Below are 20,793 nucleotides of genomic sequence, written 5' to 3' on the forward strand. Positions count from 1 at the left end.
TCAAGGAATTATAGTCCTGGGGTAGAGGATACTCATGCTTGAGGGAGGCCCTTCGGGTTAGCGCGGTGAGCAGGGGTTAGAAAGCCGACATGGCATTTAGAATCTTTCGACATTATGTGGCCAAGGACATCATTGCCCTGCTGATCGCGGAGGGCATGATCCTGTTCTTCTCCATATATGCCGGCATGTCCATCAGCTTCGGGGACCCGTCGGCGGCCACCAAGGTACTGGTGGACCCCATTGCCCCCCGGGCCACCCTGTTCACCGTGATCATGTTGGGTGCGATGGCGTCCTCGGGGCTCTACCAGAGCGGTCTGAGGGAGGGCCTATGGGGTATCGTGGTGCGCCTGCTGGTGAGCTTCGGACTGGGTTTCCTGGGCATGATCGTGGCCTTCTATTTTCTTCCGGCCATGTACATCGGACTGAGCCCGTTCCTTGTCAGCTTCGCGGTGGCCATGTTCGGGATAGGCGTGGGGCGCTATCTGTTCTTCAAGGTCTCGGACCACGATGCCTTGAGGAAACGCACCCTCATTCTCGGCGCCGGTGAGGACGCCCGGGAGCTCGCCATGCTGCGGCGCAGGTCGGACCATCGGGGATTGAAACTTCTGGGCTATGTGGCGCTGCCGGCGGAGCCGATGGTGCTGGATGAGTCCAAGGTCATTCGCACGAACAAGCCTCTGCCCGAACTCGCCAGGGAACTCTTGGTGGACGAGATCGTCGTCGCCACCGATGACCGTCACCCGGGCTTCCCCGTGGAAGAGGTGGTGGAGTGCAAGATGAGCGGCATCGAGGTGATCGACCGCGTCAAGTTCTATGAACGCCAGATCGGCAAGATCAACGTGGACCTGTTGCGGCCCATCGACATCATCTTCCTGGATGGCTTCAGCCACGCGGTGCTGAAGAGCTACAGCAAACGCGCATTCGATATCCTGTTCAGCCTGGTCATGCTGATGCTGGCAGCGCCTATCATGCTCCTGGCCGCGGTGGCGATTCTCATCGAGTCCCGTATCGGCGAACCGGTGCTCTACCGCCAGGAGCGGGTAGGGCGTAACGGCCGGGTGTTCGAGGTCATCAAGTTCCGGAGCATGGGGGTAGATGCAGAAAAGGCAGGCCAGGCCATCTGGGCGGGCGCCAACGACCCGCGGGTCACCCGCGTGGGGGCGTTCATGCGTAAGACCCGCATCGATGAATTGCCTCAACTCTTCAACGTCTTGCGCGGTGACATGAGCTTCGTGGGTCCGCGGCCCGAGCGGCCCCAATTCGTGGAGGAGCTGTCGGTCCAGATCCCGTACTTCGGCATGCGCCACCGCGTCAACCCGGGGATAACCGGGTGGGCCCAGGTGTCCTATTCCTACGGCGCTTCGGTGGAGGACGCCAAGCAGAAGCTCCAGTACGACCTCTACTACATCAAGAACTACAGCATATTTCTCGATCTGGCCATCATCATGCAGACCATCCAGGTGGTGCTATGGGGCCAGGGGGCGCGATGACCGTCGGCGCGGGAGGAGACGTGCCGAATCGACCCGGACCGGCAACACCCGGCGCGGGCGATATGCGGGACTGAGGCGATCGGCTTGCAAATATTCGAGTTCGTTTCCTATCTCAGCGGCGCCATCATGTTCACCATCCTGGCGTTGCTCCTGGTCATCAGGAGGCTGCGTACCAGCGACGCCGCGTTGTTGTTTGCCGTGGCGCTGCTGGCCGCGGCCCTGTTCTATGGCCACGCCTACGCTGCCTCCGGTCGCTACGTGCCGGCCAGCCTCATCCAGGGCCTGGAAGTGACCAGAAATGCCGCCCTGTTCACCTACCTGTTCTGGTTGCTGGGTTATCGCTTCGATGTGGGGCCGGATAATGACAGACGCCTGCCGGTCCTCGGGGTTCTTCTCTACATCTTTGCGGCCCTCATGCTGGGGGCCTCCATCGCCAGCCCCCTGGAGATCTCCGGCAAGCTCGGATTGACGGCCGCGACGGAACTCAACCTGCTGGGATTCGTGTTGCTGCCGGTGGCGGGCTTGGTGCTGGTGGAGCAACTGTTCAGAAACGCCAACACCGAACAGCGCTGGGCCATCAAGTTCATGTGCCTTGGCATCGGTGGCCTGTTCGTCTACGACTTCTACATCTACGCCGATGCCCTGCTGTTCAAGCGTATCGATCCGGCCTTGTGGTCCGCCCGCGGCATCGTCGGGGCAATGGTGGTTCCACTCATCGGTATCTCCCTGGCGCGTACCCAGGATTCGGAGACCCGGGTCTTCGTATCCAAACGGGTGGTATTCCACACGGCGACCCTCATGGGGGCCGGAGTCTACCTGTTGATGATGGCGGGGGCCGGTTATTACATCCGCAATTTCGGTGGCACATGGGGCGTCGCCCTGCAGACGGCCTTCTTCTTCGGCGCCGGCCTGCTGCTGCTCGTTCTCATCTTTTCGGGGCAGGTTCGGGCCAATATCAAGTTCTTTCTCAACAAGCACTTTTTCGGTTACAAGTACGATTACCGTGAAGAGTGGCATAAGCTCATTGGTATCCTATCGGAGGCACGCCAGGCCTCGGAGTTGCATCATGCGGTCATCAGGGGGGTGGCGGATATCGTGGAGAGCACCGGCGGCCAACTCTGGCTCAAGGGTGACGACGCGTACGCATTGACGGCCGCGAGCAACCTCAGTCCGGACGGTGTCGATGAGGAGCCGGCGGATGGTTCCATGGCCCGCTTCCTGGCGGATAACGAGTTGATCATCGATATCGATGAGTACCGCGGCTCGCCGGCGGCCTATCCCGGCCTGGAACTGCCCGGGTGGCTCCTGGAGGAGCGCCGAGCCTGGCTGGTGATCCCGCTGTTTCATCCCCAGGGCATGCTGGGATTCCTGGTGCTCGCGCGTTCCCGCGGTTACCTGACCCTTAACTGGGAGGACATGGACCTGCTGAAGACCGTGGGCCGTCAGGCCGGCAGCTACCTCGCCCTGTTGGCCGTGAGCGAGGCCCTGGCCGATGCCCGCCAGTTCGAGACCTTCAATCGGCTGTCTGCCTATGTGGTCCATGATCTCAAGAATCTCAGTGCCCAGCTTTCATTGGTGGTGACCAATGCCAGGAAGCACATGCACAATCCGGAGTTCGTGAAAGACGCCGTGCAGACGGTGGACAACGCCGTGACCAAGATGAATCGTCTGTTGGACCAGTTGCGCAAGGATCGGCGGGAGGTGGGGCCCAGGGAGCGTGTTGATCTGGGCTCGGTGCTGGAGGCCGTCACGACCCAGCGAATCGTGGAGGGCAAGGCCCGACCGCGCCTGGAGGAGAGCGTGGAGGGGTTGCAGGTGGTGGCCGAGCGCGAGCGGCTCTCCACCGTGCTCGGCCACCTGGTCCAGAATGCCCAGGAAGCGTCGGGGGCCGACGACGAGGTCCTGCTGGGACTGAAGTGTGTGGACGGACGTGCCGTTATAGAGGTCAGGGATCGTGGTAAAGGCATGGACGCCGAGTTCATCCGGAACAAATTGTTCCGGCCCTTCTATACCACCAAGGGCAATGCAGGTATGGGTATCGGGGCCTACGAGGCGCGGGAATATATCCGCTCTCAGGGAGGTGAACTCCATGTGGAGAGCGTACCGGGGCAGGGTACGGTGTTTCGGATCCGGCTGGACATCGCGCCCCCGAGCCAGCACTAGGATTATCGAGTTTGAACAAGCAAAAACCAGGACAGAGACGCCTCCTCATCGTCGAGGACGACCCCGGGCTGCAGAGTCAGCTCAAATGGTCCTTCGAGAATTACGAGGTGTCGTTGGCGGCGGATCGCGAGGAGGCCATCAACCAGCTGCGCCGCTTCGAGCCCGCGGTGGTGACCCTGGACCTGGGCCTGCCCCCCGATCCGGCCAATGCCTCGGAAGGGCTGGAAGCCCTGTCACAGATCCTCAGTCTGGCCCCGGATACCAAGGTCATCGTGGTCACCGGCAACGAGGAGCGCGAGAACGCCGTCAAGGCCGTGGGCATGGGCGCCTATGACTTCTACCAGAAACCCGTGGATCCCGACCTGCTCGGCCTCATCATCGAGCGGGCCTACCGGCTCTACGAACTCGAACAGGAGAACCGGCAGCTCCACCAGGCCGGCGCCCAGTCACCCCTGGAGGGTGTCGTGGCCACCAGTTCGGAGATGAGCCGCGTCTGTCGCATGGTAGAGAAAGTCGCGCCCACCAATGCCACCGTGCTGTTGCTGGGTGAGAGCGGCACGGGCAAAGAGCTGCTGGCCAAGGCGCTCCACGGCCTCAGTCCCCGCGCGGATGAGGCCTTCATCGCCATCAACTGTGCGGCAATCCCGGAAGCACTGCTGGAAAGCGAGCTGTTCGGTCACGAGAAGGGCGCCTTCACGGGAGCCGCCAAACAGACCCGCGGCAAGATCGAATATGCCCACGAGGGCACGCTGTTCCTGGACGAGGTGGGGGATCTGCCCCAGTCTCTGCAGGCCAAACTGCTGCGGTTTCTCCAGGAGCGGGTCATCGAACGGGTGGGCGGCCGGGAGGAAATCAAGGTGGATGTCAGGGTCATCTGTGCCACCCACCAGAACCTCGAGGAACTGATGAAGAAGGGGGGGTTCCGCGAGGATCTCTTCTACCGTATCAGTGAGATCAGCCTCCGCATCCCACCGCTTCGTGAGCGAACCGGCGACTCAATCGTGCTCGCCCGCGCCTTCCTGGAACGCGCCTCGTCCGTACACCCCAAGGCCCCCAAGGGGTTCTCAGACGAGGCTCTCGGCGCCATCGAGAGCTATTTCTGGCCGGGCAACGCGCGCGAGTTGGAGAATCGCGTGAACCGGGCCGTGATCATGGCGGAGGGTGCCCTCATCACCAGCGCGGATCTCGAGCTCGACCATCTGAATGAGGAAGACCTGCCCCTCAATCTGAGGCACGTGCGGGAGCGGGCGGAGCGGGAGGCGGTGGAGCGCGCCATGGCCTTCTACGAGGGCAATGTTTCCCAGGCGGCCGAGATCCTCGGGGTCAGTCGTCCGACGTTGTATGACCTGGTCAAGAAGTATCGCATCAAGTAACAGGCCACAAGGCCCGCCCGGTTCGGCCTCAAGCGCCTGGGGCATCGGGGTGCCTTAAAAAAGTGTAAAAATAACAGGTACTTTCTAGTGAAATCTAAAGAAGTTACAATAGCGTAGCAGGGTTGGCGCCAGGGTGACTGCGGGATCCGGGATGCGCGCGGAGTTCGGCAACGTCACAAAATGCTAAATTATCGATTCAGTTTGGGTGATTAGGCCGATATATTGATTGGCTACAGGAGCGGAGGAGTCGAGATGGTCCACTTACACCCCCAACGTCCCACGGGATGGGTCGCATTTTTAGGGTCTCTGACCCTTCTCATGTTCACTCTCGCCGGGTGTACCACGCCGAAGCCGGACCCGTCCTTCTACGCCGATGGCCCGCCCTATGAGTACATCATCGGCCCCGGGGATTCGGTGAATATCTTCGTGTGGCGCAATCCGGAGGTCTCCAGCACGGTCACCGTGCGGCCCGATGGCCTCATCTCGACGCCCCTGGTGGAGGATGTCGGCGCCAGCGGCAAGACCCCCACCCAGCTGGCCCGGGAGTTGGAGAAGGTCCTCGGAACCTACATCAAGGATCCCCTGGTCACGGTCATCGTCGGCGGCTTCAACGGGCGCACCGACGAGCAGATTCGGGTCGTCGGCGAGGCCACCCAGCCCCGGGCGCTTCCCTACAGTATCGACATGACCCTGCTCGACGTCATGATCGCCGTCGGTGGCCTGACGGATTTCGCGGCCGGCAACAAGACCGTGCTGACGCGGCGGGTCGATGGCAAGCAGGTCAACACCATCGTCCGTCTGGAGGACCTGATACGGGACGGGGATATCACCGCGAATGTGGATATGCGGCCGGGGGATATCCTCATCATCCCGGAGGCTTGGTTCTGACAATGTCCGACTTCGACCGGTCTAGATGAATGGATGAGCTACTCGCCCAAGGTATTCGGTTCGTCCGTATGGCCTGGCACTATCGCTGGATAGCGCTGGGGGCCGCCTTCGCTATCTGCGTCGTCGGCTGGACGATGATTATGACATTACCAGACAGATATGTGGTTAATACCAAGGTTCTGCTGGACACCAGATCTTCATTGACACCGCTCCTGAGAGGGCTGGCCGTGAACACGAATGCCCGCGAGCAGGCAATCAACATGGTACGGCGAACCCTGTTGTCCCGTGACAATCTCGAAGCGGTCATCAGAACCACGGATATGGACCTTACCGCCAAGACGCCTGAAGATTTCGAGCGGCTTATCAACCATTTGCGGCGTGCGGTCCGGGTATCCGGCGGCAGTCGCGGCAATATCTTTTCCATCAGTTATACCCATGCCGATCCCCAGCGGGCGTTACGCGTCGTGGAGGCCGTTCTGAATATTTTTGTCGAGAAGTCCCTGGGCGAGAGCCGCAAAGACAGCTCGAGTACCCGTCAATTCATCGAACAGCAGATCAAGGACCACGAGGCCCGTTTGAACGTGGCCGAAGAACGCCTCAAGGAATTCAAGCGCAGAAATCTCGGCATGATGCCCGGTGAAGGTGGGAACTATTACTCCCAGCGTCAGAGTGTAGTTAGGCAACTCGAGGACGCGCAGCTATCACTGAACGAGGCAATCAACCGGCGTAATGAGATCAGGCGGCAGGTGGAAGAGGGGAGGCAGTTCGCCGACCCGGAGTCGTTGGGTATCGAGGGTCCTTTCAGTCGGCGTATTCGACAACTCGAGGAGCAACTGGACAATTTGCTTTTGAAGTATACGGACAGACACCCTGATGTGGTTGCTTCCAAAGAATTGCTGGCCCAGCTTCGCAAGCAGAATAAGGAGGCGATCGCCGAGATGATGGAGCAGTTGAATGCTGAGGATGCGGAAGGGAAGCCCTTGTCGGAGTATGCGCGTCAGGTCCAACTGACCCTTGGTCAAGCGGAGGCGGAGGTGGCGGGTCTCTCCACCCGGGTCGAGAACTACAAGCAGAAGCTGTCTGATCTGGAAAGGCGCATCGATGAAGCCCTGAACGTGGAGCGTGAATATAAGGCTCTGGACCGCGACTACAACATCATTCAGAGAAATTATCAGGAACTCGCCAAACGACGGGAACAACTGAGCATCTCGGAGGAGGTCAGCCAGAGCACGGACCAGATCCAGTTCAATATTATCGAGCCGCCACGCGCCCCCATCCATCCGAATAGTCCCGACCGCATCACGTTGAGCTCGGCGGTGCTCCTGGTGGGCTTGGGGGCGGGTCTCGCCCTGGCCATCGTAGTGGCCATGATTCGGCCGGCGTTTTATACCCGTATCGACCTGGCCACGGTATCCGACCTGCCGGTGCTGGGGGCCGTATCACGGATCCTCACGCCCAAGGAAAACGTCCAACGCAGATTGGGTTATGCCGCCTACCTGGGCGGGGTCATCGGCCTGGTCGGGGTCTATTTTGGTCTGGTGACCCTCTATACGCTGCATATCAATCCCCTCGACAAAGTCCAGCAACTGGTGGCATAGATATCATGAGCATCATCGAGAGAGCCCTGGACAAGCTGGAAAAACAGCGGGACGTCTCCCCGCCGGCCGAGGGGGAGACCACCGTCGGGGATATCAAGGTGCTGGACCCCCGGCCGGACCTGGAGAAAGACTCCTCCTCCACGCGGCCCGCTTTTACTCCATCGGCGCTGGAGCTTCGGGCCCTGGAGCAGGTGCACGTCGCGCCGGCCGCACCTGCTGAACCAGAGGCGGCTGCGGGAGGCGAGACCACGCCTCCCCGATCGTCGAGGGAGGTCACCATCGATCTGGAGCGCCTGACGGAACTGGGCATGCTCACGCCAGACAACCCCCAGTCCACGCTCTCGGAACAGATGCGACGCATCAAGCGCCCGTTATTGAGTAAGCTCGAGGAGGGCGCCTCTGAGTACACCAATCTGATCATGGTGACCAGCGCCCTGCCCGGAGAGGGTAAGACCTATACGTCCATCAATCTGGCCATCAGTATCGCCATGGAGATGGACCGGACGGTGCTGCTGGTGGACTCGGACGTGGCGAAGTCGGATATCACCAAGTCCTTTGGCGTCGAGGCGACGCGGGGACTGACGGATTGTCTGGAGGACGAGAATCTTGACCTGTCCGAGGTGATGCTCAAGACCAATATCCCCAAGCTCTCCATTCTGCCCTCCGGCTCCCACCACGCGAAGATGACGGAACTCCTTGCCAGTGGCGGCATGAAGAAATTCATCGATGACGTGTCCAAGCGCTACAGCGATCGGGTGGTCATCTTCGATTCGCCCCCCGTCCTGGTCACCAGCGGGGCGGGCGTGTTGGCCTCCCTGGTGGGGCAGGTCGTGTTTGTGGTCCATGCCGAGAAGACCCTCGCCAGCGAAGTGAAGGATGCGCTTAAGCAACTCAATCGCCGGCAAAACATCGGACTGGTGCTCAATCGCAGCCGCGAATGGGGTGGGGCCAAGGGCAAGTACGGGTACTACTATTATTATGGTCGTGATTAGGCACATCGCGACCCTCAAGGAGTGCCTTCGCCCGCATTACTTCGTTATGCCCATGGCGCTGGTGGTGGCGGTGAACATGTCTCCTGTCCAAGCCGGCGAGTGGAGGCTGACGCCCCGCCTGTCGATTCAGGAGACCTATACGGACAATATCGACCTGGCGCCGCAAGGTGAGGAGCGCAGTGATTTCGTGACCTCCATCAATCCCGGCCTCGGTCTGAGCGGCCGCGGGGGCCGGGTGAATGTCAATCTCCAGTACACCATGCAGAATCTCAGGCATAAGCGCGACGATATCGGAGACAGCACCAACCATCAGTTGCAGGCCGGTGGTGATGTGGAGCTCATCGAGCAGATGCTGTCCGTCAACGCCCGGGCCACCGCCAGCCAGCAGAATCGCGATAACCGGGGCCGTATCGCCACCAGCAACATCTCCAACACGGGCAATCGCGAGGATGTCTACACATTCGCCATAACTCCCGTCTTCAGACATCACTTCGGCAAGTATGCCGATACCGAGGCCAGCACCACCTATGATTGGGTGGAGAATGGTGGTGATGGCGACGCCAGCACCTCGGGCGGTTTTCAGGCCCGCATGAACAGCGGCCGCTATTTCGCCAGGGTGCCGTGGAGCATCAGTTACTCCACCCGTACCCTCGACGGCGCCGATGGTGGGGAGGACAACGAGTTCGAAAGCCTGTCCGGGACGCTGACCTATGTCTTCAGCCGCCGCTACAGTGTCTTTACGAGCGTGGGCCATTCCAGGAACGATACCAACAATCAGGACATCGAAAGTTCCGGCATAGTGTGGAGTGCAGGGCTCAACTGGACGCCCAGTCCGCGCACCTCCTTCTCGGGAGGTCTCGAAAAGAACCCCGTGGGCGATAACGTATTCTTCGATTTCCAGCACCGCCGGCGACGCTCGGTATGGAGCGCGAGCCTGTCCCAGTCGGCGACCACCGCCCGGGACCTGCAGCTGGAGCGCATACTCATCCCGCTGGAGGACCCCTTCGGCGAACCCATCGAGACTCCGGACGGCGATATAATACTCATCCCCATCGATACCGTACGGCAGACCGACGAGGTCTTCGTCGATCAAACCTTCAACGCCTCCATGGCCATGCAGGGGCGGCGCAGTACCGTTAGGTTGGGGATCAACTGGAGTGAGCGTGACAATCAAGGGGACGATGATGAGACAGTCCAAGGCTTGTCATTCGGGTTGAACCACACCCTGTCCCGAGCCATGAGCGCCAACCTCGATGGTCGATGGCAGGAAACGGAGTTTGATCTCTCGGATCGGACCAGCGAGATCTGGAGCCTGGGACTCGGCCTCAGCTACTCACTGGCCCGGAATGCCACCGGGCAGGTGAACCTGCGCCACATCGAGAGCGCTTCGGACGGGGGGACGAACGACTATAAAGAGAACCGTCTAACCGCAGGTCTCAATTTTAACTTTTAATTATGTATGAAAAATACTTCGGTCTGAGCGGTAAGCCCTTCCGGTTGGCCCCCGATCCCCGGTTCTTCTATGCCAGCCGCAGTCACAAACGGGCCATGGCCTACCTGCTCTACGGCGTCAAGCAGGGCGAGGGGTTCATCGTCATTACCGGCGACGTGGGCACCGGCAAGACAACACTCCTGAACAACCTCCTGCGGGTACTCGTCAAGGAAGACGTGACCATCGCCCAGGTGGTCACCTCACAACTGGAAGCGGAGGATCTGCTGCAGGTAGTGGCGGCGGCCTACGGCTTGCCCTTTGAGAACGTCAGCAAGGGCGTCATGCTCCGTAACCTGGAGGAGTATCTCCGCGCCTGCTATCAGGAAGGGCGCCGGGCCCTGCTGGTGGTGGACGAGGCCCAGAACCTGCCCGGCCGTTCGGTGGAAGAGCTGCGCATGCTGTCGAATTTCCAGATCGACGGCCACATGCTGCTGCAGAGCTTCCTGCTGGGCCAGAAGGAATTCAGGGTGACCATGCGTTCGCGAGGCTTCGAGCAACTCCGCCAGCGCGTCATCGCCGCTTACCATCTGAAACCTCTCGATGAGATAGAGACCCGCCACTATATCGAGCATCGCCTGCACACCGTTGGTTGGAAGAACGACCCCAGTTTCGATGCGGACGCCTTTACGGTGATCTACCGCAACAGCCGGGGCATTCCCCGCATCATCAATTCGTTCTGCGATCGACTTCTTCTGCTGGCCCATCTGGAGGACAGGCATCATATCGACGTGGCCACGGCCGAAGGTGTGGAGAGCGATCTCGCCGAAGAGGAAGGGGATCTGGATGAGGCCCTGGGTCTGGACGACCCTGGGGTAGTGAGATTGAATCCGGCCGCGAATCTGCGGCCCGGCTCATCGTCGAGGGAATCATCCTCGCGGGACCAGGGGCAAAGCGACGAACGGCTGACGGCGGTCGAGGATTCCGTATCCGGTCTGGCGAACAGCCTGCGTGAGGAAATGTCCATGCTCCGGCGCGCGCTACTCGAGCGGCACGATTCAACCAAACGGAAACCATAACTCTGTAGTCTGCCGCCGTGAATCGAGCCAATGACATCACCAACGCCCTCACCGTGGACGTGGAGGACTATTTCCAGGTCTCGGCATTCGAGCGGGTCATTTCCCGATCGGATTGGGACGCCCACGCGTGCCGGGTGGAGCAGAATACCGATCGGTTGCTGGCGCTGTTCGGGCGCCACAGGGTCGCCGCCACCTTCTTCGTTCTCGGTTGGATCGCCGAGCGTTACCCCGCCATGGTCAGGCGCATCCTGGAGCAGGGTCATGAGGTGGCGAGTCATGGTTACGACCATACTCGCGCCACCACACAAACCCGGACGGCCTTCAAAGAGGACGTGGATCGTACCCGTCGCCTGCTGGAGGACATCACGGGCGGGACGGTGGCGGGATTCAGGGCCGCGAGCTTCTCCATCGGGCGGGATAACCTGTGGGCACTGGAGGCCTTGAAGGAGTGTGGATACCACTACAGTTCCAGCATCTATCCGGTACGCCATGATCTGTACGGCATGCCGGAGGCGCCCCTGTCGCCCTTCAGATATAGCGCAGAGGCCGTGGTGGAGATACCCCTGTCGACCCGCCAACTGCTCGGACGCAACCTGCCCGCGAGCGGGGGCGGATTTTTCCGCCTCTTCCCCTATGCCTTTTCGCGCAACACCATACGTCATATCAACCGCCATGACGGCCGGCCCGTGATCTTCTACTTCCACCCCTGGGAGATCGATCCGCACCAGCCGCGCCCGCAGGGTGCCACGGCCAAGACCCGTTTTCGGCACTACCTCAACCTGGATGTCATGGAGAGCCGCCTGGAAAGATTGTTGACGGACTTCTCGTGGGGGCGCATGGACAGGGTCTTCGAGCAGGACATCGAGTCCGCGTCGGTCGTCGACCTTGCCAAGAGGGCCGCATGACATTCACGCTTTATGCCTCGACGCGGGGATTCGCCCGCAAGCGGGCTCCTAGGGGCGCAGGTTCTCGGGCGCGCTACGATAGTCCACCGGTAGGAGCGTGCTTGCGCGCGAACGGTCGGTCACCGGCCACCGGCCACCGATCTTGAAATGACCGATACCAGCACCATCGCGATCAAACGCCTCGAGCCCGGCGATCGCAGCCCCTGGGACGACTACGTCCTGGCCAGGCCCGATGCCACCTTCTTCCACCGCGCCGGCTGGGAGGAGGTGATCCGCCGTGCCTTCGGCCACCGCACCCACTATCTCTACGCCCAGCAAGGGGGAAAGATGGTGGGCGTACTGCCCCTGGTCCACGTCAAGAGCCTGTTGTTCGGCAACGCCCTGGTGTCCACTCCCTTCTGCGTCTACGGCGGTGTGGTCGCCGACTCGGAAGCCGTGCATCAAGCGCTCGAGGCCACGGCCTGCCGTCTGGCCGAAGAGTCGGGAGTGGACCACCTGGAGATGCGCAATACCGCGCCCGTGAACCCGGAATGGAAGCACAAGAGCCTCTACTTTACCTTTCGCAAGGAGATAGACGCCGATCCGGAAGCGAACATGAAGGCCATCCCCCGCAAGCAGCGGGCCATGGTCCGGAAGGGCATCAAGGCGGGTCTCGAATCGACCATCGACGATGATATCGAGCGCCTCTATCGGGCTTATTCCGAGAGCGTGCGCAACCTCGGCACCCCGGTGTTCCCGAAGAAATATTTCCGGATCCTGAATGAGGTGTTCGGGGAGGATTGCGAGGTCCTGACCATCATCAAGGACGGGCAACTGATAGCGAGCGTCCTGAGCTTCTATTTTCGCGACCAGGTGTTGCCCTATTACGGCGGGGGGACGAATGAGGCACGCGCCGTCGCCGGCAATGATTTCATGTACTGGGAACTCATGCGCCGCGCCGCCGAGCGCGGCATAAGGGTCTTCGACTACGGCCGCAGCAAGGAGGGGACGGGTGCCTACAGCTTCAAGAAGAACTGGGGCTTCGAGCCCGAGCCCCTCTCTTATGAGTATTACCTGGTCAAGGCCAAGGACATCCCGGACGTCAACCCGCTGAACCCCAAGTACCGCCTGTTCATCCAGGCCTGGAAGCGCCTGCCCCTGCCCGTGTCCCAGCAGCTGGGGCCGCTTCTGGCGAGAAGCCTGGGCTGAGCAGGAAGCTACTATTGATCTCGTCTCATCCCTTCGAACAACGAGTACCAGTGGCTCTATTGGGATGCTTGATGAAGACCCGTTGACTAAAGCGGCGCCTCTGGTGATACTGGTCTAGTCTTTAGACTGGTCTAAATTAAAAACGATGAAAAAGATTGGTTCCTATGAAGCCAAGACGCATCTGCCGGCCTTGCTGAGAGAGGTGGCTGGCGGTCAGCGCTTCTCCATTACTCGAAACGGCCACCCTGTTGCAATGCTGATTCCGGCCGAGAGCACAGATGTGTCGCCTGTCAAGGTCATTGCTGATATCAAGGCATTACGCCACGGAATCACGCTAGGTGATGCAAGCCTGAAGGATCTCATCGATGAGGGGCGCAGGTGACCTTCGTACTCGATGCTTCGGTAACACTGGCGTGGTTGTTCGAGGACGAAGTCACTCCTGAAACCGACTCGGTATTGGAGAGGTTTGAGCTGGAGGAAGCCTTGGTCCCCAAACTCTGGCTCTACGAAGTGGCCAACGTGTTAGTGGTGGGGGAACGCCGTAAGCGAATCATGGAAGCCCAGTCCCACCGCTTCATGGCTCTCCTGGCAGATCTCCCCATACGGGTTGCGGAGGCGAACCGAAACTCTGTCTGGTCGGCAGCGCTGCCATTGGCACGGGAGCAGGCGCTCAGTGTTTACGATGCCGCCTATCTCGAGCTGGCCATGAGTGAAGCGTTACCCTTGGCGACGCGGGACAAGGGCCTCAAAGCTGCGGCAGCCAACGTGGGTGTGCCCGTTCTTGGAGAGGGTTCGTGAAAGCTGGCTCCAAGTCGCGCCGCCGCACGGCCTAACCCATGGAACCCCTTCTCTACCTCGTGCATCGCATCCCCTATCCCCCCAACAAGGGCGACAAGGTGCGCTCCTACCACCTGCTCAAACATCTGGCGGCGCACTACGAGGTCCACCTGGGCACCTTCGTCGACGAGCCCCGGGACTGGACGCACATCCCCATCCTCGAAGGGCTCTGTGCCGATGTCCATGCCGAGCCCCTGCACCCCGCCCGGGCGCGGGTGCGAAGCCTCGCGGGCCTGGTCACGGGGCAGGCCCTGACTCTGCCTTATTACTGGAACCGGGGCATGTCGTCCTGGGTGCAGCGGGCCATTGACAACGCCGGCATCCGGCGCGCAGTGGTGTTCTCATCGGCCATGGCCCAGTACCTTCCCGACAAGCCGGACCTGCGCCGGGTGGTGGACTTCGTCGACGTGGACTCCGACAAATGGCGCCAGTATGCCGACAAGAAGCGCTGGCCCATGAACTGGGTCTACCGCCGGGAGTCCCGGGAACTGCTCAAGTTCGAGCGCCGTACTGCCGAAACGGTGGATGCCAGCGCCTTCGTATCGGAGGAAGAGGCTGCACTTTTCAGGAACCTGACCGGGCTCACAGCATCCAGGATCCATGCCGTACACAATGGCGTGGATTTCGAGTTCTTCGACCCGGGGCTCGATTACCCCAACCCCTATTCAGGGGACGGGCCGGTGATGGTGTTCACCGGCGCCATGGATTACTGGCCGAATGTGGATGCCGCCAAGTGGTTCGCCACGGAGATCCTGCCCCGGGTGAGGGCGTCACGGGGGACCGCGGAATTCTACATCGTAGGCGCGCGGCCGACGGACGAGGTTATGGCCCTGATTCAGATCCCCGGGGTGACCGTCACCGGTACCGTCGACGACATGCGACCCTACCTGGCCCGGGCCGCCCTGGCCGTGGCGCCGTTACGGATCGCCAGGGGCATCCAGAACAAGGTCCTGGAGGCGCTGGCCATGGAGAAGATGGTGGTGGCCACGGGCGAGGCGGCGGAGGGCATCGGCCGCTGTCCGGCCCTCAGGGTGGTCGTCGACAATTCGGCCGACTCCTTCGCGGAAGAGGTGATCAATCAACTCGAGGCCGGTGACGGCGTGACCACGGGAAAGAGCGGACGTAACTTCGTATGCGAGCACTTCGACTGGCAAACCAACCTCAGCAGGTTCTCCGAACTGCTGGAGGCCGGATGACACCAACGGCCGGAACGACCACACCAAACGCAATATCCTCAACCACAGGCATGCCCAAGTGACGGCCGATTCAGACAGTACCGGCGAGGCGATGACGGCGCCACCAGCGGCCGTCCCCGCGGCGAACAATGGGTGGCGGGTCGCGGGCGCCGTCACGGTCGTCGCCGTCGCGGCAATCGTTGCCATTTATTGGCCGACCTTCCTCTCCATGGTGGAGATATGGTGGCGCTCGGATACCTTCGCCCATGGCTTCCTTATCATCCCCATCAGCCTCTATATGATCTGGACGCGTTGGGACACCATCCGCCATGTTCCTCCGGCACCCAACTACTGGGTCGTTCCCATCCTCCTGGCCGCTTCGGCCGGCTGGTTCCTGGCGTTTACCGCGGATGTCGTGGTACTGACCCAGCTGGGTCTGATCGTCCTACTGCAGCTGGCGGTCGTTTCCATCCTCGGCTGGCGCACCGCCTGGGCCATGGCCTTCCCGCTGGCCTATCTCTGGTTCGCGGTGCCCGTGGGGGAAGAACTACAGGAGCCTATGATCGATTTCACCGCCGACTTCACGGTCGCGGCGTTGAACCTGACGGGCGTCCCCGTTTTCCGGGAGGCCCGCTACCTGACGTTGCCGACGGGCAACTGGGAGGTGGCCGAGGCCTGCAGCGGCATCCGTTACCTGATTGCCTCCCTGGCGTTGGGCTGCCTCTATGCCTATCTGACCTATCGTGCGCTGTGGCGGCGCCTGCTCTTTATCGCCCTGGCCCTGGTGGTGCCAGTGCTGGCAAACGGTATGCGGGCATACGGCATCGTGATGATCGGCCACCTGAGCGACATGAAGCTGGCCACGGGTGTCGACCACATCGTTTATGGCTGGGTGTTCTTCGGCGTGGTCATGCTCCTGCTGTTCATGTTGGGCTCCCTGTGGCGCGAGCCCGCGGAGGAAGAGGCCCGGGCGGCCGAGCGGGACCGTATCGAGCACCAGCGCGTGTCGACGCATGCCACGAAACCCGGCCTGTTGCTGGGCATCGGCCTTGCCACCGTCATCGCCGCGGGCGCGGGTCAGGGCCTGGTGAACGCCTTCGCGGCGATGGACAGCGGCCACGGCGACTACGCCTTGACTCTCCCTCAGGCGCAGGCGGGCTGGCAAGGCCCTCTGGATAGCGACGACCCCTGGCAACCCGATTTCGTCGGGGCGACGGATGGGCGCCGGGCCCAGTATGCCGGGCCCCCGGGGCAGGTGGAGGTGCGGCTTGCCCATTACCGGCAAGAGGGACAGGGGGCAGAGCTCATCAACGCCCTGAACCAGGTATGGGATCGGGAGAGCTGGCGCCGGCTCGGCGAGTCCCGCCATACCGTCTCCATCGACGGCGTGGGGGACTTTGCCGTGCTCGAAGCGGTGATTGGCCGGGGCGGTACCCAGCGCGTCATCTGGTACTGGTACGACATCTCCGGCAGGGATACCGCCAATCCGATGGTGGCCAAGCTCTACGGCCTGCTGGCCAAGGTGACCGTGGGGCATCCGGGTGGGACCTTCATCGCCGTGGCCGCGGACGGCGAAGAGGGGGCCGCGCCGGCCAGGGAGACCTTACAGGCCTTCCTTGCTGCCAACACGGCCCTGATCACGGAAGACTTCGTGTCTGGCGCAGGCTCGGCGAAGTGATTGGAGCACAGGAAGCAAGGGGTGAATGATCAGCGGCCCCTCATCGCCCATGTGGTCCACTCGTTCCGCATCGGCGGCCTGGAGAACGGTATCGTCAACCTCATCAACGGGTTGTCGGATCTGCCTCCTTCACAATCCCCTAACCCCGATCCTCTCCCCACCGCCTCGCTAGAACGTCCCCTCTCCCCCCGGGAGAGCGACAGGGTGAGGGCAGGACAGCCCTTACCCACCCACGCCAGCCAGCAGAGTCCCCTCTCCCCCCGGGAGAGGGACAGGGTGAGGACAAACTATCGCCACGCCATCATTTGTCTCACCGACCATGACGACTTCTTCCAGCGCATCCAGGCGCCCGACGTCCAGATCTTCGACCTCCACAAGAAGGCGGGCCAGGACCCGGGCCTCTACCAGCGGGCCTGGCGCCTGTTCCGCCGCCTCAAGCCCGCCATCGTCCACACCCGCAACCTCGCTACCATCGAGATGCAGTTACCGGCCTGGCTCGCCGGCGTGCCCGTGCGCATCCACGGTGAGCACGGCCGGGACGCCTCGGATCCCGACGGCGCGGTGCGCAAGTATCAACTCCTGAGACGTGGGCTCAAACCGTTCATCCACCATTTCATCCCCCTCTCCGAAGAACTGGAACACTATCTGCGGGGGCCCGTAGGGGTGCCCGCGGAGCGCATGACCCGCATCTGCAACGGCGTGGATGTGACACGCTTCGCACCGGACGCCATGGCAACGGGAGAACTGCCTTCCCCTTTCCACAAACCCGGTACAATCGTCGTCGGCACCGTGGCCCGAGTGGACGCGGTCAAGGACCCCCTCGGCTTCGCCGATGCCTTCATCCGCCTGCGCGAGCGGGGTAAGCCCTGGAGCGAGGCGCTGCGCTTGGTGTGGCTGGGCGGCGGGCCCATGCTGGATAAGCTCCGGGACAAGCTGGCCGCGGCGGGCCACCTGGATGCGGCCTGGCTGCCGGGCCCTCGTGACGATGTTTCCGAGCTGATGCGGGCCTTCGACATCTTCGTGTTACCGTCACTCGCCGAGGGCATCTCCAACACCCTGCTGGAGGCCATGGCCACAGGGCTCCCCATCGTCGCCACCCGCGTGGGCGGCAACCCGGAGCTGGTGGAGGAGGAGGGCAACGCGTTGCTGGTGGAGCGAGGCAACCCGGATGCCCTGGCTCAAGCAATCGCCCGCTACGCCGCAAATGAAGACATGAGGAAGGCCCACGGCCACGCCAGCCGCGAGCGCGCGGAGCACCTCTTCAGCCTCGATGGCATGGTGTCACGGTACGGGGAGGTATATAGCCGCCTCCTCGCGGGCCGAGGCGCGCAATAGGCACCTGGAAATTTGAGCTTGCCCAAGTGCCAGGCAGATAAGGTCCCCTCCCCCGGGGGGAGGGACAGGGAGAGGGAGCGCAGATTGAAGGTCTTCTCCCGGCGAGAGAGTAAAGGCGACATAGCGCGGCAGTCACCCGGATGCCAAGCAGATAAGGTCCCTTCTCCCCCGGGGAGAAGGACAGGATGAGGGGATACGGCCCAGGGGCAGAGCTACCGGCCCGGCTCCCCATCCCCTCACCCCGGCCCTCTCCCGGGGGGAGAGGGAGAGCAGACGGAAGGCCCTCACTCCGGGGAGGGGCGGGAGCAGACTGAAGGTCCTCTCCCGGAAGAGGGAAAAGCACGACATGGCGCGGCAGTCACCCGGATGCCAAGCAGATAAGGTCCCTTCTCCCCCGGGGAGAAGGACAGGATGAGGGGATACGGCCCAGGGGTAGAGCTACCGGCCCGGCTCCCCATCCCCTCACCCCGGCCCTCTCCCGGGGGGAGAGGGAGAGTAGACGGAAGGTCCTCTCCCGGAGGGAGAGGGAGAGTAGACGGAAGGCCTTCTCCCGGGGGGAGAGAGTAACCAATAGGGCCCTCGACGGGGCTAGAGGGGAGCAACCGCCTCCCCCTAACAGAAAAAGGTCAATCCATCCATGTGTGGCATCGTCGGCATCTTCGACACTCGGGGCAGGCGCGATATCGATCGCGAGCTGCTGCACCGTATGAACGAGAGCCAGCACCACCGGGGGCCCGACGAGGGTGGCCTGCATACGGAGCCCGGGGTGGGCCTCGGCCACCGGCGCCTGTCCATCATCGATCTGTCCAGCGGCCAGCAGCCCCTGTACAACGAGGACGAGACCGTCGTGGTGGTCTACAACGGCGAGATCTACAACTTCCCCGACCTCACCGCAGAACTCCTCGCCGCCGGCCATACCTTCCGCACCCACTGCGACACCGAGGTCATCGTCCATGCCTGGGAGGAATGGGGCGAGGATTGCGTCAAGCGCTTCCGAGGCATGTTCGCCTTCGCCCTGTGGGACCGTAACCGCGAACGGCTCTTCCTCGCCCGGGACCGGCTGGGCATCAAACCGTTGTATTACGCCCTGCTGCCCGACGGCCAGTTGATATTCGGCTCCGAGCTCAAGGCCCTGACGTGCCATCCCGGGTTGCCCCGCGATATGGAGCCCCGGGCGGTGGAGGACTATTTCGCCCTGGGCTACATCCCCGAGCCCCTCACCATATTCCGCCAGGCCCTGAAGCTGCCGCCGGGCCACACCCTGGCCGTCGCCCGCGGCGGGCCCGTGGGGGAGCCGCGGGAATACTGGGACGTCGCCTTCAACGAGGGCGCGGTGGGCGGCGAACAGGAGGTGGGCGAGGAACTGGTGGAGCGGCTGCGGGAGGCCGTGCGCATCCGCCTCGTCTCCGAGGTGCCCCTGGGTGCTTTCCTCTCCGGCGGGGTGGATTCCAGCGCCGTGGTGGCCCTGATGGCCCAGGTATCCACGGGTGAGCCCGTCAAGACCTGCTCCATCGGCTTCGACACCGCCGCCTTCAACGAGACCGAATTCGCCGCCCAGGTGGCCGCGCGCTATCACACCGACCACTACGTGGAGCAGGTGGGTACGGACGACTACGACCTCATCGACCGCCTCGCCGAGCTCTACGACGAGCCCTTCGCCGACAGCTCCGCCATTCCCACCTACCGGGTTTGCGAACTGGCCAGGCGCAAGGTCACGGTGGCCCTGTCCGGCGATGGCGGCGACGAGAACCTGGCGGGTTACCGGCGCTATCGCTGGCACATGCACGAGGAGCGCCTGCGGAACCTGTTCCCCGCTGCCGTCAGGCGACCCGTGTTCGGCCTGCTCGGGGCGGCCTACCCCAAGCTGGACTGGGCGCCCCGCGTGCTGCGGGGCAAGTCCACCTTCCAGGCCCTGGCCCGGGACGCACTGGAGGGCTACTACCACAATTTCACCCTGCTGCCGGACGCCTTGCGGGCGCAGATGTTCAGCCCGGCGTTGCGGCGGGAACTGGGCGGCTACGGGGCCATCGAAGTGTTTCGCCGCCACGCCCGCACGGCGCCCGATGATACCCTCTCCATGGTGCAGTACCTGGATCTCAAGACCTATCTGCCGGGGGATATCCTGACCAAGGTGGACCGCGCCAGCATGGCCCACGCCCTCGAGGTGCGCGTCCCCATCCTCGACCACCTGTTCGTGGAATGGCTGGCGGGCCTGCCGTCGGGCATCAAGCTGCGGGGCAACGAGGGCAAATACATCTTCAAGAAGGCCCTCGAACCCCATCTGCCCCGGGACGTGCTGTACCGCCCCAAGATGGGCTTCGCCGTGCCCCTGGCCGAGTGGTTCCGCGGGCCCCTGCGCCAACGGGTGCAGGAGGCCCTGCTGGGCCCGGCGCTGCAGGAGTCCGGCTATTTCAACATGGAGTTCATTCACTGGATGATGGACCGGCATCAGCGCGGCCTGCGGGACTTCAGTGCCGCCATCTGGTCGCTGCTCATGTTCGAGGCCTTCCTGCGTCGTCACGGCGCGAATGCAATCTGACCGTTATTCCAAGCTAACCTTGGGTTTCTGTGTGGAGTCCCCTTGTACGACGAACAACCTTTGAGCAGCATGTTTCGAGTGGCCCGGGCTACCCTGACCAACCAGCTTGCGCGTCTGGCGCCCG

The 20,793-nt window shown here is 62.4% G+C and carries 16 protein-coding genes; all 16 read left to right on the forward strand.

The annotated features are described in order from the left end of the window. The first annotated feature begins 89 nt into the window (after positions 1 to 89). Entirely contained in the window at positions 90 to 1,490 is a 1,401-nt protein-coding gene (locus tag U5S82_12630) for a TIGR03013 family XrtA/PEP-CTERM system glycosyltransferase (protein MDZ7752486.1), read from the forward strand. A gap of 84 nt (positions 1,491 to 1,574) precedes the next feature. Further along, a complete protein-coding gene (gene prsK / locus U5S82_12635) occupies positions 1,575 to 3,653 on the forward strand; it encodes an XrtA/PEP-CTERM system histidine kinase PrsK (protein ID MDZ7752487.1) in 2,079 nt (692 codons plus the stop codon). Between the two features lie 11 nt (positions 3,654 to 3,664). Beyond that, a complete protein-coding gene (prsR, locus tag U5S82_12640; GenBank protein ID MDZ7752488.1) occupies positions 3,665 to 5,026 on the forward strand; it encodes a PEP-CTERM-box response regulator transcription factor in 1,362 nt (453 codons plus the stop codon). Positions 5,027 to 5,344: 318 nt separating this feature from the next. Then, positions 5,345 to 5,914 (forward strand): XrtA/PEP-CTERM system exopolysaccharide export protein, encoded by a 570-nt coding sequence (locus U5S82_12645; protein ID MDZ7752489.1) that lies wholly within the window; start codon positions 5,345 to 5,347, stop codon positions 5,912 to 5,914. A 29-nt stretch (positions 5,915 to 5,943) separates the two neighbouring features. Beyond that, entirely contained in the window at positions 5,944 to 7,512 is a 1,569-nt protein-coding gene (locus tag U5S82_12650; GenBank protein MDZ7752490.1) for an XrtA system polysaccharide chain length determinant, read from the forward strand. 5 nt (positions 7,513 to 7,517) lie between these two features. Next, positions 7,518 to 8,504 (forward strand): XrtA-associated tyrosine autokinase, encoded by a 987-nt coding sequence (locus U5S82_12655; GenBank protein ID MDZ7752491.1) that lies wholly within the window; start codon positions 7,518 to 7,520, stop codon positions 8,502 to 8,504. A 46-nt stretch (positions 8,505 to 8,550) separates the two neighbouring features. Then, positions 8,551 to 9,957 (forward strand): TIGR03016 family PEP-CTERM system-associated outer membrane protein, encoded by a 1,407-nt coding sequence (locus U5S82_12660; GenBank protein MDZ7752492.1) that lies wholly within the window; start codon positions 8,551 to 8,553, stop codon positions 9,955 to 9,957. 2 nt (positions 9,958 to 9,959) lie between these two features. Next, positions 9,960 to 11,012 (forward strand): XrtA/PEP-CTERM system-associated ATPase, encoded by a 1,053-nt coding sequence (locus U5S82_12665; protein ID MDZ7752493.1) that lies wholly within the window; start codon positions 9,960 to 9,962, stop codon positions 11,010 to 11,012. A gap of 17 nt (positions 11,013 to 11,029) precedes the next feature. Next, positions 11,030 to 11,917, forward strand: a complete 888-nt coding sequence (locus U5S82_12670; GenBank protein ID MDZ7752494.1) for an XrtA system polysaccharide deacetylase — start codon at positions 11,030 to 11,032, stop codon at positions 11,915 to 11,917. 147 nt (positions 11,918 to 12,064) lie between these two features. Continuing rightward, the gene (locus U5S82_12675; GenBank protein MDZ7752495.1) at positions 12,065 to 13,105 is read left to right on the forward strand and encodes a FemAB family XrtA/PEP-CTERM system-associated protein; all 1,041 of its coding nucleotides are present in this window, start codon (positions 12,065 to 12,067) and stop codon (positions 13,103 to 13,105) included. A gap of 145 nt (positions 13,106 to 13,250) precedes the next feature. Further along, positions 13,251 to 13,487, forward strand: coding sequence for a type II toxin-antitoxin system Phd/YefM family antitoxin (locus tag U5S82_12680; protein MDZ7752496.1), 237 nt, complete (start codon positions 13,251 to 13,253; stop codon positions 13,485 to 13,487). Further along, a complete protein-coding gene (locus tag U5S82_12685) occupies positions 13,484 to 13,903 on the forward strand; it encodes a type II toxin-antitoxin system VapC family toxin (protein ID MDZ7752497.1) in 420 nt (139 codons plus the stop codon). Before U5S82_12680 ends, U5S82_12685 begins: the two co-directional genes overlap by 4 nt. A gap of 38 nt (positions 13,904 to 13,941) precedes the next feature. Continuing rightward, a complete protein-coding gene (locus U5S82_12690; GenBank protein ID MDZ7752498.1) occupies positions 13,942 to 15,138 on the forward strand; it encodes a TIGR03087 family PEP-CTERM/XrtA system glycosyltransferase in 1,197 nt (398 codons plus the stop codon). 58 nt (positions 15,139 to 15,196) lie between these two features. Then, positions 15,197 to 16,795, forward strand: a complete 1,599-nt coding sequence (gene xrtA, locus U5S82_12695; GenBank protein MDZ7752499.1) for an exosortase A — start codon at positions 15,197 to 15,199, stop codon at positions 16,793 to 16,795. Between the two features lie 21 nt (positions 16,796 to 16,816). Further along, on the forward strand, positions 16,817 to 18,130 hold the full coding sequence (locus U5S82_12700) for a TIGR03088 family PEP-CTERM/XrtA system glycosyltransferase (GenBank protein ID MDZ7752500.1): 1,314 nt from the start codon (positions 16,817 to 16,819) through the stop codon (positions 18,128 to 18,130). Between the two features lie 637 nt (positions 18,131 to 18,767). Then, positions 18,768 to 20,669, forward strand: coding sequence for an XrtA/PEP-CTERM system amidotransferase (locus tag U5S82_12705; protein ID MDZ7752501.1), 1,902 nt, complete (start codon positions 18,768 to 18,770; stop codon positions 20,667 to 20,669). Positions 20,670 to 20,793: the final 124 nt, after the last annotated feature.

It is taken from the genome of Gammaproteobacteria bacterium (assembly GCA_034522055.1).
Taxonomy (GTDB): Bacteria; Pseudomonadota; Gammaproteobacteria; order JAABTG01; family JAABTG01; genus JAABTG01.

Bases quoted from the DNA above. Each gene is read 5' to 3' on its own strand.
- U5S82_12665 (MDZ7752493.1), top strand. From the start codon at position 9,960: ATGTATGAAAAATACTTCGGTCTGAGCGGTAAGCCCTTCCGGTTGGCC.
- U5S82_12705 (MDZ7752501.1), top strand. From the start codon at position 18,768: ATGTGTGGCATCGTCGGCATCTTCGACACTCGGGGCAGGCGCGATATC.
- U5S82_12660 (MDZ7752492.1), top strand. From the start codon at position 8,551: ATGCCCATGGCGCTGGTGGTGGCGGTGAACATGTCTCCTGTCCAAGCC.
- U5S82_12675 (MDZ7752495.1), top strand. From the start codon at position 12,065: ATGACCGATACCAGCACCATCGCGATCAAACGCCTCGAGCCCGGCGAT.
- U5S82_12650 (MDZ7752490.1), top strand. From the start codon at position 5,944: ATGGATGAGCTACTCGCCCAAGGTATTCGGTTCGTCCGTATGGCCTGG.
- U5S82_12645 (MDZ7752489.1), top strand. From the start codon at position 5,345: ATGTTCACTCTCGCCGGGTGTACCACGCCGAAGCCGGACCCGTCCTTC.
- U5S82_12630 (MDZ7752486.1), top strand. From the start codon at position 90: ATGGCATTTAGAATCTTTCGACATTATGTGGCCAAGGACATCATTGCC.
- U5S82_12655 (MDZ7752491.1), top strand. From the start codon at position 7,518: ATGAGCATCATCGAGAGAGCCCTGGACAAGCTGGAAAAACAGCGGGAC.
- U5S82_12690 (MDZ7752498.1), top strand. From the start codon at position 13,942: ATGGAACCCCTTCTCTACCTCGTGCATCGCATCCCCTATCCCCCCAAC.
- U5S82_12680 (MDZ7752496.1), top strand. From the start codon at position 13,251: ATGAAAAAGATTGGTTCCTATGAAGCCAAGACGCATCTGCCGGCCTTG.